At 36.5% G+C, this 15,325-nt stretch carries 11 protein-coding genes and 1 pseudogene; 6 read left to right on the top strand and 6 right to left on the bottom strand.

Features of this window, described 5'->3' with window-relative positions; all coding sequences use genetic code 11:
- The first annotated feature begins 11 nt into the window (after positions 1-11).
- From AC2UOP_RS03795 to AC2UOP_RS03775, 5 genes are read left to right on the top strand one after another with little or no spacing between them, the layout of a single operon-like run.
- A complete protein-coding gene (locus AC2UOP_RS03795) occupies positions 12-1,781 on the top strand; it encodes an ABC transporter ATP-binding protein (RefSeq protein WP_484832687.1) in 1,770 nt (589 codons plus the stop codon).
- Positions 1,778-3,502 (top strand): ABC transporter ATP-binding protein, encoded by a 1,725-nt coding sequence (locus tag AC2UOP_RS03790; protein ID WP_484832686.1) that lies wholly within the window; start codon positions 1,778-1,780, stop codon positions 3,500-3,502. Before AC2UOP_RS03795 ends, AC2UOP_RS03790 begins: the two co-directional genes overlap by 4 nt.
- 25 nt (positions 3,503-3,527) lie before the next feature.
- On the top strand, positions 3,528-4,118 hold the full coding sequence (locus AC2UOP_RS03785) for an MptD family putative ECF transporter S component (protein WP_480019522.1): 591 nt from the start codon (positions 3,528-3,530) through the stop codon (positions 4,116-4,118).
- Complete coding sequence (locus tag AC2UOP_RS03780) at positions 4,118-4,846, top strand: energy-coupling factor transporter transmembrane component T (RefSeq protein WP_484832685.1); 729 nt, start codon at positions 4,118-4,120, stop codon at positions 4,844-4,846. Before AC2UOP_RS03785 ends, AC2UOP_RS03780 begins: the two co-directional genes overlap by 1 nt.
- Positions 4,843-6,234 (top strand): ABC transporter ATP-binding protein, encoded by a 1,392-nt coding sequence (locus tag AC2UOP_RS03775; protein ID WP_484832684.1) that lies wholly within the window; start codon positions 4,843-4,845, stop codon positions 6,232-6,234. The genes AC2UOP_RS03780 and AC2UOP_RS03775 overlap by 4 nt, the downstream gene beginning before the upstream one ends.
- A gap of 35 nt (positions 6,235-6,269) precedes the next feature.
- Here AC2UOP_RS03775 and AC2UOP_RS03770 read toward each other — a convergent pair whose 3' ends face one another.
- The 6 genes and pseudogenes from AC2UOP_RS03770 to AC2UOP_RS03745 form a co-directional block, all read right to left on the bottom strand.
- Positions 6,270-6,749: a nitrous oxide-stimulated promoter family protein gene (locus AC2UOP_RS03770; protein ID WP_484832683.1), complete on the bottom strand. Its 480-nt coding sequence runs from the start codon at positions 6,747-6,749 to the stop codon at positions 6,270-6,272.
- On the bottom strand, positions 6,746-8,407 hold the full coding sequence (locus AC2UOP_RS03765) for an amino acid ABC transporter ATP-binding/permease protein (protein ID WP_484832682.1): 1,662 nt from the start codon (positions 8,405-8,407) through the stop codon (positions 6,746-6,748). The genes AC2UOP_RS03770 and AC2UOP_RS03765 overlap by 4 nt, the downstream gene beginning before the upstream one ends.
- Positions 8,397-10,127, bottom strand: coding sequence for an ABC transporter ATP-binding protein/permease (locus tag AC2UOP_RS03760; protein WP_484832681.1), 1,731 nt, complete (start codon positions 10,125-10,127; stop codon positions 8,397-8,399). Before AC2UOP_RS03760 ends, AC2UOP_RS03765 begins: the two co-directional genes overlap by 11 nt.
- Positions 10,128-10,290: 163 nt before the next feature.
- Positions 10,291-10,590 (bottom strand): annotated as a pseudogene (locus AC2UOP_RS03755) (transposase); the annotation flags it as partial.
- A gap of 163 nt (positions 10,591-10,753) precedes the next feature.
- Positions 10,754-12,226, bottom strand: a complete 1,473-nt coding sequence (locus tag AC2UOP_RS03750) for a hypothetical protein (RefSeq protein WP_484832680.1) — start codon at positions 12,224-12,226, stop codon at positions 10,754-10,756.
- Between the two features lie 13 nt (positions 12,227-12,239).
- On the bottom strand, positions 12,240-14,291 hold the full coding sequence (locus AC2UOP_RS03745; RefSeq protein ID WP_484832679.1) for an efflux RND transporter permease subunit: 2,052 nt from the start codon (positions 14,289-14,291) through the stop codon (positions 12,240-12,242).
- A gap of 176 nt (positions 14,292-14,467) precedes the next feature.
- On the opposite strand from AC2UOP_RS03745, the gene AC2UOP_RS03740 reads away from it, so the two are divergent.
- Positions 14,468-15,043 carry a TetR/AcrR family transcriptional regulator C-terminal domain-containing protein gene (locus tag AC2UOP_RS03740; RefSeq protein ID WP_019214542.1) on the top strand — a complete coding sequence of 192 codons (576 nt, stop codon included), beginning with the start codon at positions 14,468-14,470 and terminating at the stop codon, positions 15,041-15,043.
- The last annotated feature ends 282 nt before the right edge of the window (positions 15,044-15,325 follow it).

Below are 15,325 nucleotides of genomic sequence, written 5' to 3'. Positions count from 1 at the left end.
GTATGTTTTAGATGAAAAAGAAGAAATCAATCAAAGATATTATTTCCTACAGTGAAATAAAAAAAGGACAACTTGTAGGGGGAATATTATTTGTTAGTCTTGGAATGCTATTAAGTATTTGTCCAATTTTGGTGATATACAAAGTCATAAAATCTCTATTTTTATATGGAAAATTAGAACAAAGTACAATACAGTTCTGCACCTATGGACTTGCAGCAGTGGTATTGTCATATTGCTTAACTTACATTGGCGGTATTTTATGCCATAAGTTTTCATATGTTTTAATAGCTAACTTAAAAAAGAAGATATTATTTCATATTGGGAACCTTCCTTTAGGATTTTTCACTGGGGACAACAAGTCAAAAATAAGGCAAGTATTAGGATCGGATATGAATCAAATTGAGGGATACTTTTCTCATCAATTACCAAATTTAATTTCAACTTTAGCACTAATTTTAGCAATGATGATTGTTATGTTGAAGATAAATTTAATATTAGGTCTTACGACTTTGTTAATTATATTTGTTGGTTTAGGAATTCAGATTGAAATCATGGCAAAGATTATAAAGTCGGGTGGACTTGAGAAGAACTTTGCGATTCTGGATCAAATTAATTCAGCAACTACTGAATACGTTAAAGGTATGCCGGAAGTGAAAATATTTGGAACAGGAGCAAAATCATTTAAAACTTTTTCAAAGTCAGTAGGAGAATATAGAGATTTTACAAGTTCGATGACATCAATGATAAGACCAGGATTTGTCTCATTTAGAATGTTTATTTTATCTGTTGCTACATTCATAGTTCCAGTAGGAATACTTTTAATGTCGCGAAATAATAACTTGGATTTTGCTACAGTCTTTATTTTCTATTTGATTCTTGCACCTGCCATTAGCGTACCTGCATTAAAACTTAGAGATTTTGCAGAAGGAATGAATTTACTAAATGAAGTTGTTTTGAGAATCTACGAAATTATAGATCAAAAAGAATTGGCAATTGAAAATATCGAGGAAGAGATAAAAGGTCATGATCTTGAATTCGAGAATGTAAGCTTTTCTTATGGAGATGAAGAAGCTTTAAAGAATATAAGCTTCTGTGCTAGACAAGGAGAAGTTACAGCATTAGTTGGCTATTCGGGAGCAGGCAAATCTACCATTGGAACGCTAATACCCAGATTTTACGATCCTTCAGAAGGCTCTATTAAAATTGGTGGAGTTAATATAAAAAACATTCCAATAAATGTTTTGATGGATAATATAGCATTTGTTTTTCAAGACAGTGATCTTATTACAGATACAGTATTCAATAATGTTGCTATGGCAAAGACAGGTTCTACAAAAGAGGATGTCGTAAAAGCATGTAAAAAAGCAAGATGTCATGATTTTATTGAAAAACTCCCTAATGGATACAATACTGTTTTGGGTAAAGGAACTTATTTATCCGGCGGAGAGAAACAACGTATTGCAGTAGCAAGAGCGATTTTAAAGGATGCACCAATATTAGTATTAGACGAGGCAACAAGTTTTGCAGACTCTGAAAATGAATATCTTATGCAAGAAGCTTTATCTGAATTGGTTAAGGATAAGACAGTTATTATGATTGCTCATAGATTAAATACCATAGAATATGCAAATCAAATTTTAGTTATATCTGATGGAAAAATTGCAGAAAGAGGTAAGCATGAAGATTTAATCCTTGCAGACGGAATATATAAGAGACTCTTTGATATTTATAAGAAGACAAATATTTGGCAAATGGATATAGAAGGGAGTGAGAATGAATGATAAGAAATATTACATTAGGAAAGATGAATAATATAAGAAAATCAATTATTTTAAATGTTTTGGCATCTATTTCCAACCTTATACCATTTATTGCTTTGGCGAAAATTGTAGAAACACTATTTTTAAATAGAGGTGCAGATAGTATAGATACGAGCCTTTTATGGAAGTATTTTGGGATAATGGCAATATTTTTCTTAATAACATTCTTATTGGAAAATTTAGCCACAAAATATACCTATGAACTTGGATACAAGACAAGTGCAGATGGAAGAATAGAGCTTGCAGACCACATAAGAAAATTGCCGATAGGTTATATTTCAGGAAAAAGTTCAGCGGAGATCTTAGATACATTAATGAATGATTTTTTCAAAGTTGAAACGGCAGTAACGCATCAATTACCTCAATTTTTAAGTGGTATATGTGTAGCGATTCTTTGCTCGATATTATTTTTGATAATTAATGTAAAAATGGGAATAGCAACACTTATAGGACTACCTATTTCTGTTCTACTTCTTACACTCATGCAAAACTTTCAGAAAAAAATTTATTTGAAAACAAAGAAAAAGAGGATAAAAGAGGAAGAAGATATAAACGAATATTTGGATGCTATTAAGACTCTAAAAGCTTATAACAGCTTAGATGATACATTAACAAAGCTTGAAGAAGATATTGATAGCTCGAGAGACGCAAATATTAAGAGTGAGAAAGGAGTTGGTTCATTAACTACCATAGCAAGTATGATTTTAAGAATAGGACTTCCTTTGATGAGTTTAGCGGGTTCCTATTTGTTTATAAATGGATCTTTGGAAATTGATACATTTTTAATGTTCTTATTTGTAGGCACAAGGATTTTTGATCCCTTGGAGCTTGCACTTGTAAATTATACAGGTCTACAAATGGCATCAGTTTCAGGAGAGAGAATCATTAACTTACTTAACGCTAAACATATGTCAGGAAATTCCGATGTAAACGAAAGCAACAAAATTGAAATCAACGATGTTTCATTTTCTTACAAGGAATCTAAGGTTATCGATAATGTTTCATTAGACATTAATGAAAATGAACTAACTGCTTTTGTTGGTTACTCTGGCTCTGGAAAATCTACACTAATTAAATTAATTTCCAGATTTTATGATCCTAATGAAGGGACAATTAAAATTGGTGGAGTAGATTTTCTAACAGCCGACCCTGATAAATTAATGGATAAATTTTCTGTTGTTTTTCAAGATGTGTATCTTTTTAAAGACACAATTTATAACAATATAAAATTTGGAAATGAAAATGCAAGTAAAGATGAAATCATGAATGCTGCAAAAATGGCAGGAGCTTATGACTTTATAGTCAAAAAAAATGATGGATTTGACACTATGATTGGACAAGGAGGAGCGACTCTGTCTGGAGGTGAGAAACAAAGAATATCAATAGCGAGAGCAATATTAAAAAATGCACCAATAATACTACTTGATGAAGCAACATCTTCGCTTGATCCTGAAAATGAACTTATTATACAAGAAGCAATATCAAATTTAATTAAAAATAAAACAGTTGTGGTTGTAGCTCATAAATTAAGGAGCGTAATGGGAGCTGATAAAATTGTTGTTTTAAACAAAGGAAAGGTAGAGGAAGTTGGGAAGCATGAAGAACTTATTAAAAATGAAGGACTATATAAAGACTTATGGAATTATCAAGAAAAGTCTAAAGAATGGAAGATTGTACAGTAACAATCAATTTTAAAGGAGGAAACTTATGAAAACACAAAAGAAATCATCAAAAAACGCAGTTACAGCCGGTGTTTTAATTGCACTTTACTTTGTAACATATTTAGTAATTGGGGCAATATCTATGCCTGTCCCTGTTTTATTTTTATTAATGCCTATGCTTGTAGCACTACTTGCCGCACCAACCTATCATATGCTTCTTGCAAAAACAAAGTCAGCCACTGCTATTATAATCGCAGCTATTTTACCAAGCATTTTATTAGTTGCAACTGGACATATTCCAATTGCGCCATTAGTGGCAGTGCCTGCCGGAATAATTGCCATGTTCATAGCAAAAGGTGGAAATTATACAGACTTTAAGAAAAATACAATTAGTCATATGTTTTTTTCTCTAAATTTATTTGGAGGATTTTTACCAATTTGGGTTATGAGAGAAGCATTTTTTGAAAGTGTAATAAAAGGTGGCTTAGATCAAAGCTTTTGTAACACAGTAAGGGCATGGACACCAATATGGATGTTACCAGTTATGATTATAGGAACATTTATATTCTCTTTGATTGGTTCTTATTTTACAAAAAAAATATTAAATAAAAAGTTGGAATCCGCAGGAGTTTTATAATGGAAAATTCAAAGTTTGTTCTGAGGTCAAAATATGACCTCAGAACAAAACTTATCTTGCTTATAGGTGCGAATATTTTAATTTTTCTAGGGTTTGATTGGATCTATCAAAGCCTTATTACATTATTTTTTCTTGTCATCATTATTAGCGATGGTTATAAAAAATCCGCTATAAAGTATATTTTATTTTTTGTAATAAGTGTAGTATTGGAAAAATCTTTAGACTATTTTAATATGAATTTTCTTTTGAATTTAATTTTATTTATCTTAGCAATTGGAAGAAAATTTCTGCCATGTATTATCGTGGGTAAATGGATTTTAAATTCAACATCTGTTTCCAGTGCAGTGGCAACTTTACAAAAATTAAAACTTTCAAAAGACTCGCTCATAATGATTTCTGTAATATTTAGATGTTTGCCTACTATTAAAGACGAATGGAGTCATATAAATATGGCGATGAAAACTCGAGGTATTAATTTTAACTTAATAAATTTAACAAGAAAACCAACATTAATTATGGAATATTTTTTTGTACCATTATTCGTAAGTGTAATAGAAATTGGGGATGAGCTCTCTCAATCAGCCATTATAAGGGGACTCGATGCTCCTGTTAACAAAACAAGTAGACACCTAATTAAGTTTAGAAAAAATGATATTGGTGTTCTAATTCTTATGATTTTAATTTTATCAATAGTAATATTTATGAAAGTATCAGGGTGGGACTTATGATTGAAATTAGAGAATTAAGTTTTAAGTATAAGGGAGGATCTGATTACTCATTAAAAGATATAAATTTGAAAATCAAAAAAGGGGAATGCATTCTTCTATGTGGTAGGAGCGGTTGCGGAAAGTCGACTCTATTAAAGCTTATGAACGGTATAATACCTGAGTTTTATGATGGGGACATTTCTGGCAGCGTTATGGTCAATGGTATGAATACATTTACCACACCAATTTATAAATTATCAAATAATGTAGGCTCGGTTTTTCAAAATCCTAAAACACAATTTTATACAACCAATACAACCGATGAAATCGCTTTTGGTTTAGAAAATTATGGAATAGAAAGAGAAGTAATTAACAAAAGGATTGAAGAAGTCGAAAAAGAGCTTCATCTTGAAAAATTGATGAATAAAAATATATTCAATCTTTCTGGAGGAGAAAAGCAGAAGATTGCTATAGCAAGCATTTACGCATTAAACCCTAAGATATTTATTCTTGATGAACCATCTTCAAGCTTAGACATAAAGTCAATGAAAGAACTATCACTTACAATAAAAAAGCTTAAATCTTTAGGAAAAACTATTATTATTGCAGAACACAGGTTGTGGTATTTAAAAGACATTGTTGATAGAGCAATATACTTAGAGGATGGAAAAATCATCAGAGAATATAGTATGGACGAAATTGAAAATCTAAGTGAAGATGAACGAATGAGAACAGGACTTAGGCATTCTGATTATAAAGCTATTGAAAGATTTGATGATTTTGAAACTTCAAATAAAGGGACTTTATTAGAGTTAAAAAATCTAATATTCAAAAGAAATACCAAAATAATTTTGTCCATTGAGGATCTTAAATTTTGCTATGGGAATATCATTGGGATTGTTGGAGAAAATGGAATTGGAAAGTCTACATTAGCAAAAATTATATGTGGCTTATACAAAGAAAATAAAGGTAAAATTTTAAAAGATGATGAGAATTTAAATATAAAAAGTAGGCTAAATGAGAGCCTGCTTATAATGCAGGAAGTGAACTGTCAGTTATTCGCAGATAGCGTTAAAGATGAAATAGTATTAACATCAAATATTAAAGATAATAATGCTTTAGATGCTTGGCTAAAAAATATGGAGTTAAAAAATATTAGCGAGAGGAATCCTTACACCTTATCAGGAGGACAAAAACAGAGAGTAATTATTTTATCCGCTTTACTATCAGACAAGAAAATTCTATTTTTTGATGAACCAACCAGTGGATTGGACTATAGAAATATGAAAATAGTAGCTAAAAACATAAAGAAAGTAAAGGAAAAAGATAAGTTGATTTTAATAATATCCCATGATGTTGAGTTTTTAGAGTTGGTTTGTGACAGAATTTTAAATTTTAAAAGCATATAAATAATGGCGAGATCACTCTCGCCATTTTCATGTCATTATTCACTTGTTTTTATATAATTATTTATTGTCTTCTTTGCCATTAAGAGATTAATAACGAATTTAGTCCCTATCAATGGATGCTTCATCATAATTTTTCTGCCGGCGTACTTCATAATCGGCTCTATATTTTCTAAATCCTCGCTCTTGTAGCAGGTGGTCGGGCATTGGTGGCAGAAAGTTTTGTAGAAGGAGTGTGGGCAGCGATCTGTGCGCCTAAAGGCTTTCATGATTAGCTCGTAATAAGTATCGTTTATCTTGTGTTTCCAAAGCTTTGGCCTCTTTAGAATGAATTCATCTATGTCTTCTTCGAATTTATATTTGCTAATGGATTTTTTACTGCCACTAATCATATCTTCGCAGTAAATGGCTGTCATCAGGAGAAATATCTTCTTTTCGAATAGTTTTTTCGCTGCTTCCTCATCCTTGTCGATGGGGATTTTATTTTTTAGTATTGGAAATGTTTTTTCTTTTATCATTGTTCACCATGTATTTTATATATTTTATCACATATCCTTAAAGTGCTATCCCTATGACTCACCATAATTACAGTCTTCCCCTTCATATAATTCACAATCGAGTTTAGGATTATGCTTTCGTTAAGCGCGTCCAAATTACTTGTCGGCTCATCGAATAAATAAATTTCGGCATCTTTCAAAAAGCATCTTGCAAGACCCAGCCTTTGCTGCTCGCCACCTGAAAAGTTCTCGCCCAGCTCCTTGATATATGTGTCTAAGCCGTCCTTAAGTGAGCTCACATAATCAAGTATCGATGCCTTGCGTAGCGCTTCCTTAAGCTCTTCGTCAGACGCATTGGGCTTTGCAATCAATAGATTGTCTCTGATGCTGCCCTCGAAAAATTCGCTCGTTTGCGTCATATAGCTAAGATTCTCGTAAAGCGATGCCGTATTTATATCCATAATATTTTTGCCGGCGATTTTAATCTCGCCACGGTCAAGATTCCAAAAGTGCATGATAAGCTTAAGCATAGTCGATTTACCACAGCCGCTTGGTCCTTGAACGCCGATAAACTCATGATTTTTAACAGCTAAACTAAAATCATTCAAAATCTTTTCATCTTTATAAGCAAAATTTATGCCATTTATTTCAATAATATTTCCTTCGTATGAAGCAATTGCATTTTTTCTTAAATTTTCTTTATTAGTAATTTCCTCAACCATAGGCTTTTCTTCAAGTATATTCATAACCCTATCAGCCGAGGCAAGCGTTTGAGAAAGGCCATTACCAAGAAGCGAAACGGCTCTGACGGCACCAAAACTAAAGTATGTTAAAACAGATGCTAGGAAGATGTCTGAGCCAGTTGTTCCAGCCACTATCAAGACTAGAAAGACTAGAGCAGTCACCAAAACTTCAAGCAAGTCTTCAAGCGCAAGAAGTACTGCAAGCTGCTTAATTAGCGTATCTTGATTAGTTTTAAGTCTCGCGTTTAGTGCGTTAACTTTTTTCACGGCCTCTTTTTGATAAGCAAAACTAATTATTTCGGATATGCCTCTTAGCAAATCCAAAAAGCTGTTGTTGATTCTCGCAAGTGCGCGTCTTGTCTCAGCTGCAGCGCTTCCAGCTAGCTTTGAGAATATCATTGGCAAAACTATAGCGATGGCTGCGTGGCCCATAAGCATTACAAGAGCTGCTAGATGTGATATTTGCCCCAAGAAAAACACATATACAAGGCTTGTGATGATTGCTATGCAAACTGGGGATATGGTATGAGCGTAGAAGACTTCCAATAGCTCCATGTCAGAGGATATGGCGCTGATCAGGTCTCCTTTATTCATCATCTCAATCTTAGCAGGAGCAAGTCTACGAATCGCTGCGAACACTCTATTTCTTAGCAGAGCCAATACTTTGAATGCGATTAAGTGGTTCATGTACTGCTCAAGATATCTGAAAAGTCCTCTCAAGATGACAGCTCCAGCCATCATTTTCATTATGAAAGCCATTTGCGAGCCGCCTTCGACGTACTGAAGTATGAGTTTTGCGCCCATCACGCCAATTGCTGTGTAGAATAAAAATGAGATGCATCCCGCTAAAACAGCTATTGCCATGAATTTGCTAAGAGGTCTGACTACTTTTAAAAGCTTAGTAACAGTTTTTAATCCGCTTTTATTATTTTTCACTTACAAGACCTCCTTCCAAGATTTCTTGCGCATCGTAAATGCGCTTGTACTCGCCATTTTGCATGATTAGCGCGTCATGAGTGCCTTCTTCTACAAGTTTTGCCTTAGCTAAGACATAGATTTTGTCAGCGTCCTTAATCGATGAAAGACGGTGACTAACTATGATTACAAGCTTTTCTTTGGCAATATTTTTGATATTATCTAAAATTATTTCTTCACTTTCGATGTCAATGTTGCTAGTTGCCTCGTCAAAAATGAAAATTTTCGAATCTTCAATCATAGCTCTCGCAAGAGCTAGCCTTTGCCTTTGGCCGCCACTAAGGTTCATTCCGCCGCTTGATAACGGCATTTCAAGGCCATCTCTTTCAATGATCTCCTCATATAAATTAACTTTTTTAAGAGCTGTGTTTATGGTACTGTCATCGACATTATTTTTTGCCATCACTAAATTTTCTCTCAAAGATCCCTCAAAAATGTGTGCATTATGCGTAATCCTATTGACATTCGAGGCGATGGATGCAGAATTTATCTCATTATACGCAGCTTCATTTGCAAAAATATCGCCAGAACTTGCTCTCATTGCAGCCGACAAAACTTTTGCAAGAGTTGATTTACCCGAGCCGCTCTCGCCAACAAGAGCGATGTAGCCTTTATTAGGGAAGTCTATGTTAATATTTTGAAGAGCAAATTCATCTCCGTCAGGGTACTTATATGAAAGATTTTTTACGCTAAGCTTGATATCATCAGCTTTAGGGAAGCTCATGCCTCTTTCATCCTCTTTTAGTTCTAGAAAATCTATAAGCGTTTTACCAGCCGCAACACCAGTCATTGCAACGTGAAAACTTGCTGTAAGTGTAATCATCGGTCTGAAAGCATCCATGGACATGATTAAAATCATGATTAAAAAGTGCAGAGCAAGGCCAGTTTTTGCATAAACATAAAGACTCATGAAAATGCAGGCAATAGACGAACCATAGGCGATCCATTCGATTAGAGTTATTGAATTTAGCTGCATAGTAAGTATACGCATCGTTTCATTTCTAAAGTCTTCAGCCTTTTTGTCAAGCTCGTCAGCCCTTTTCGCGTCCGCTCTGAAAATTTTTAAAGCAGTGATGCCTTGTAAACTGTCAAGAAATAGCTCGCCAACGTCTTGATATTTGCGCCAATACTTCTTTTGCATGCGCCCAACCATAGTCAAGATAAATTTTAATAAAAGTGGTATGATTGGCATTAGAACTAGGAATAATAGTCCCACGCGCCAGTCGATATACGTTAGAACCGCGAAATTCACAAGACTAGCGCCAAATGCGCCGTAGTATTCAGGAAGGAAGCGGCCGTAATAGTTTTGCAGCTGCTCAATAGTGTCCGAGCCTAAATTGATTAAAGTCGCTGTCGAAATTTGCTCCTTGTAGCTTGGACCGATTGAAACCGCCTTCGTGATAAGCCTTTCTCTGAGTTTGCCTTTAACCTCGCCGATGATGTTTGATTGATAATCAGTTACCTTGAAAAGCGCTAGAACCCTGATAATTACGCCAAGGGCAAAGATTATTAAAAGCCTTTTCATGTCAATGGCAGTTTTTGAGTAAAGCGCCTCAGCCAAAGTGCCAAAGGCTAGAGCAAGTAGAGCAGTGCCTACAACGCGCAGCATCATCATAAAAACGCTGTTACGAATATATTTTTTCGCCTTGCCAATAGATTTGAATAAATATTTATCAAGCATAAATTGTCTCCTTTATGTATTTTAGTGCATGACTTAGCTCATGATAACTAAGATAAAGTATAACATAAATTAGCTTGAATTACTAGATATTTTATAGAAATAAAAAAGTATAGGATGAAGATAATGATGTGTACCCAGAAAACTGGACGCATTAATATTTAGTTTACACTATGGATGCTAACCTATACAAAGTAGGTGGCATCCATTTTGTTTTCTTCTGAATTCTTTCGTTATTATAGTAGTATATATATTCATCAATAGCTTTTGAAAATTCTTCAAATGTTTTAAATTCTCTCTCACATCCATAATACATCTCTGTTTTTAGTCTACCAAAAAATGTTTCCATGATACAGTTATCGTAACAGTTTCCCTTTCTTGACATTGACTGTGTTATTTGATGCTTTTCTAGTTCTTTGATGTAGTAGCTGTTTTGATATTGCCAGCCTTGGTCTGAGTGCATGATTAAGCCTTCTACGCATTCTTTTTTGAATTCATAACTATATCGCATAAAAATACCCTCCTTACTGCTTTGTCCAGTAAAGAGGGTACATATCAACTTTTCTCTATCCTTTATTTTTGAGAGGTTTATATGGAAGGACTTGCCTTCATGTATATATAAATTAAATTTATTTACTAAAGAGTTCTGTAAACTTCTTAAAGACGTTTTTCTTTTCGTCTACTTTCTTTTCGTGGACTTCTTCTTTGACTTCTTCTTCTATCTTTTCTGTTTTTAGCACGAATTGCACGGATCTAACGTTTTCATTTTTCTCTGAAGCGAATGATTTCACATAAGTGCTAGCGCTGTCATTTTTCACGAATTTGTCCTTAACTTTATTTTCTTCGCTCTTTATCTCGTCATATAGCTTCGTAAAGCCTGTTGTAATCTTGTCTGTAGCGACTAGGTAGTCTGAGAGGCTCTTCGTGAAGCTCGCCATGCCCTTAGTCATACTAGAGTTTGCGCTTATTAGTTCACTTGCTTTTGCGCTCATGGATGCAGCGCCTGCGTTTAGCATTTTGCTTGACTTAGCCGCGACACTCGCTCCGCCTACGTACTCATTAAGTCCTGCGTCAAAGGCCTTGTATGATTCTTTTATCATGCCAATGGCTGCGGCCATATTCTTGTCATTTTGCGCAAGTAAAGCGATCTTCTCAAGACCATCTTCCACGCTCTTTGAAGCTGCCTTTAATTCATCTGACTTCGCGTCAACGGCTTCAAGCCCAGCATCAAGTTTTGCTACGCCATCAAAAACTTCTACGCTCTTCTCGATGTAGGCTCTGTTTGCGCCCTCAAGCTTATCATATGAAGCCTTTATATCTCTTGCGCCATTGGCAAGGGGTTTTGTATTTTTATTGATTTTGTAGCTCGCGTCCTTAAGTTTTTGGCTCGCGCTCTTCAAATCGTCTGCCTTTTCCTCAAGTCCAAGGCTTTCAAGGTCGATGTTTAGCTTTAAATCAAGACAATTGATGGAGAAGCCTTCGAATGAAAAGTCTTCTGCGTCAGCGTTTATGCTTGCTTCAAGTCCTGTGTTTGGAAGGACGATAAAGTTTATAAGCTTCATCTCGCCTTCATTTGCGAGAGAGGCCTTGTCTGAAGATATGTTCTTAAACTTCTTTGTGTCGAGCTTAGTCGAGACTTCAAGTGTGTATTTTTCAAAGAACTCTTTGTCCATGGCAGGGTTTTCCTTGATGCTAAGTTTGATCTCGGCCTCGCCAGACTTGCCCTTAATTTCTTTTGCGCTCATCTCTTTGCCATCGATGTAATATTTTACGTTAATTAGCCAAGGAAGAGTCTTGTCGTCCATGTCGCCTTGGTAGTAGAACCTATCTTTATCGCTTGTAAATGTAATTTTATCTGCGTTCATCTTGACATCGGCTTCTGAGTTTAAGGCCTTGACCTTAGTGTAAGAGCCGTAGTCTTCCTTAGCGCCCTTGCTAAAAATATTCACAATGCTAAGGCTATTGACCTCGCCATCGCTTCCTAAACTAGCGTAGACAACCTCTTCCTTCGCATTATCACTCGCTGCTAAGATGGGCGCCGTAGCCATAAATATCATTACGAGGCACAAAACGCCCGCGAATAATCTTTTCTTTTTATCCATAATATCACCTTTCTTAATTAACAAATTCTGTGTTTTTCGTAGTTTTTTGAATAAGTCCGTCGAGACTATATAGTAGGCCCGGCAAAACGAAGAGCACTATGACTAGTGAAGCTGTCGTTCCTATCGCAAGCAGGTAGCCTAGCTGCGAGATCAGGCCGTGAGTTGAGAACTTTCCTAGCAATATGCCGACAACTATCATCGCGGTAGCCGATGTCAGTATCGAAACGGCCGTAATTGACACTATGTTAATGGCTGCGTCCGCCTTGTTCAAGGACTTTCTCTCTTCAAGGTATCTCTCGCTCAAAAGTATCGCGTAATCGACTGTCGCCCCAAGCTGTATCGATGAAATGATCAGGTAGGCGATGTAGAAGACGCTCGATGAGCGGTAGTAAGGCACTGACATGTTTATATATATCGCTGTCTCGATGGCTGCAACCAAGAGTATAGGTAGGCTTAAGGACTTTTCTGTAAGCAATAAAACTATAAATACGGCGGCGATGGCTATGATATTAACGGTAGTCATGTCCGCTGTTACAGTGTTTTTAAGGTCATAAGTCGATACGCCTTCGCCAAGTAGGTAGTATTCGCCGTAGTACTTACTTATTGCGGCCTTAATATCGTCTATGAGCTTGTAAGTATCTTCGCCTTCGAAGTCCGCGTCGACCGAAACTATCATCCTAGTGTAATTATCGGAGTTTAGCTTTTTTAGGTCACTCTCGACCAAAAAGCTAGTCGGTATCGTCTCTCCAACCATGTCCACATAAGAGATAACGCTCTTGACCTTGCTCATGGACCTCAAATCGTCAGAAAGACGCCTTTCCTTTTCTAAGCTTCCAAGAGGCACCAAGATCGCGTAATTATCTTCAGCGCCGAACTTTTCCTCGATGGCGATGTTGTCCTGGCCGAGCTTAGTATCTGGGCCAAAGATGTGTGAAGTGCCGAAGTAGTATGAGTTTTTGCTAGCCGCTAAAAAGCTTGGCACGATAAGTAGCAAGAAGACCACGATGTAGGCTCTCTTGTGTTTAAAAACGTGATGGGCGAAGCCATCAAAGCTTGGAATGAAGCGTTTGTGGCTAGTCTTGTCGATGTACTTATCAAAGTGCAAAATAATGATGGGTGCAAGCGTAAATACAGTTAGAAGCGAGATGAATACGCCCTTTGCAAGCGCTAGACCAAGGTCTGGACCTATCTTAAATTGCATAAAGACAAGGGCCAAGAAACCGATGATGGTAGTCAGAGCCGACGAAAGTATCGACGAGAACGACATATCAAGCGCCTCAATCATTGCCTCCTTCTTGTCATTCGTCTTGAGCTTTTCCTCTTTAAACCTGTGCATCACAAAGACAGTGTAGTCCATGGACACGGCGAGTAGAAGTATGTTGCCCGCGGCGTTTGTCACGAATGAAATCTCTCCGAAGATGATATTCGTGCCCGCATTTATAAGTATGGCAGTCGCTAGTGAAAGCATGATTATGACAGGCTCGATCCACGCATCAGTCGTTAAAATCAGTATAAGTATTGTAAATAGCACACCGATGATGGTTACGATGATGATTTCATTAACAGAGTTAGTCGTAGCGATGGCAGTGTTCACAGCAGAGCCAGTCATGGCCGCCTCTTCACCTATAATCTCTCTGATTGCCTCAGTCGAGGCTATCGCCTTGTCCTCATCCACGGCAATGTTTATAAGCGCAGAGCCGTCCTTGTAGTAGCTATCTAGATGCTTTTGATCCATGAAGTCCATGGGCTTCATCACATCTTCGAAATCACTTAGCCAGCTGACGGTTTTGACGCCATCCACCATTTTGATGGCGCTGATAGTATCCAAAACCTCGCTGACATCCTTCTTTGGAAGCATGACGCGCACGTTAAAGATGTCCTCATCAAACTCTTCCTTCATCTTGTCAATGGCGACAGACGAGTCGCTCTTTTCTGGCAAGTAGTCATTAATCTTGTAGTTAACCCGAATCTTCGGGTACGAAACTATTGAAAAGACTAGTAAAATCACAAAGATCGATACTATTAACTTAGGCTTTTCAATAAGCTTTGCAAAAATCTTTTTCACAAAATTATCCCCTTTCTTTAATCTAGTACATATTATAGCCAGATATGAGCTAAGTTAAACTGGTCAATTTACACGTTCTTGTGTGAAATGGGACAAAATTATTATACTTGATGGTCAAATATGTATTAAAAGCGCAGCTATTTTTATAAATCGGGTATAATATAAGTGGTGATACAATGAAAAACGAAGAAATTTCGACTATGACCAAGAAAAAATTGGCAGAGTCATTAAAAAAGCTAATGAAAAAGAAAAGCCTAAGCAAAATCACAATCTCAGATATAGTTAAGGACTGCGACGTCAACAGAAAGACCTTCTACTACCACTTCATCGGCATCGAAGAGCTCTTCAAGTGGATGCTCGAGGAGGAGGCGGTTCACGTCGTGAAGAACTTCGACGTAAAGAAGGACCACAAAGAGGCGATACTCTTTGTCATGGACTACATAGATAACAATCAGGACATACTTAATTGCGCCTACGACTCAATCGGTAGAGAAGGGCTCAAGGACTTCTTCTACGACGATTTCTATGAGGTAGTGCTAAAAGTGATTGAAACGACAGAAGAAGATATGGATATAGCCCTGGACCCAGACTTCAAGGATTTTCTGTGCAAGATGTATGCGGGCGCGATCGCCAACATGATTATCGACTACTTTTACTCGAGAAAGCACATTGACCACGAGAAGATCGCAAATTATATAGCGCTGATAGTGGCGGCATCGATTAGGAGCTCGATTGAGGAGTATATGACTTAATTTCGCATTAAGTTGAGCCCTTTTGCTAGTTTCGAATTATTTTGTCGCTGCGGAGTGCGTTTAGCACACCTCGCTCCAAAAAATTCTGTACAACGCAAAATCATCTCAACTTCTCTGCGAACTAAGGTTTTGAGTTAATTTGTAGAGTTATATCAAGACTCCGCATCGTCCAATCCAGCTCAAGTGTCTTGCACCAAGGTTCTCGGGACCCATTCAAAGCGAAGCTTTGTAAATGGGTGAGGTTCTTCTTTGCTCTGCAAATTTGTTGAACTAAGCTGCGTG

The organism is Fenollaria sp. (assembly GCF_057222035.1).
The sequence above is the reverse complement of the archived record's forward strand: the minus strand, read 5'-3'. Positions and strand labels throughout refer to the sequence as shown.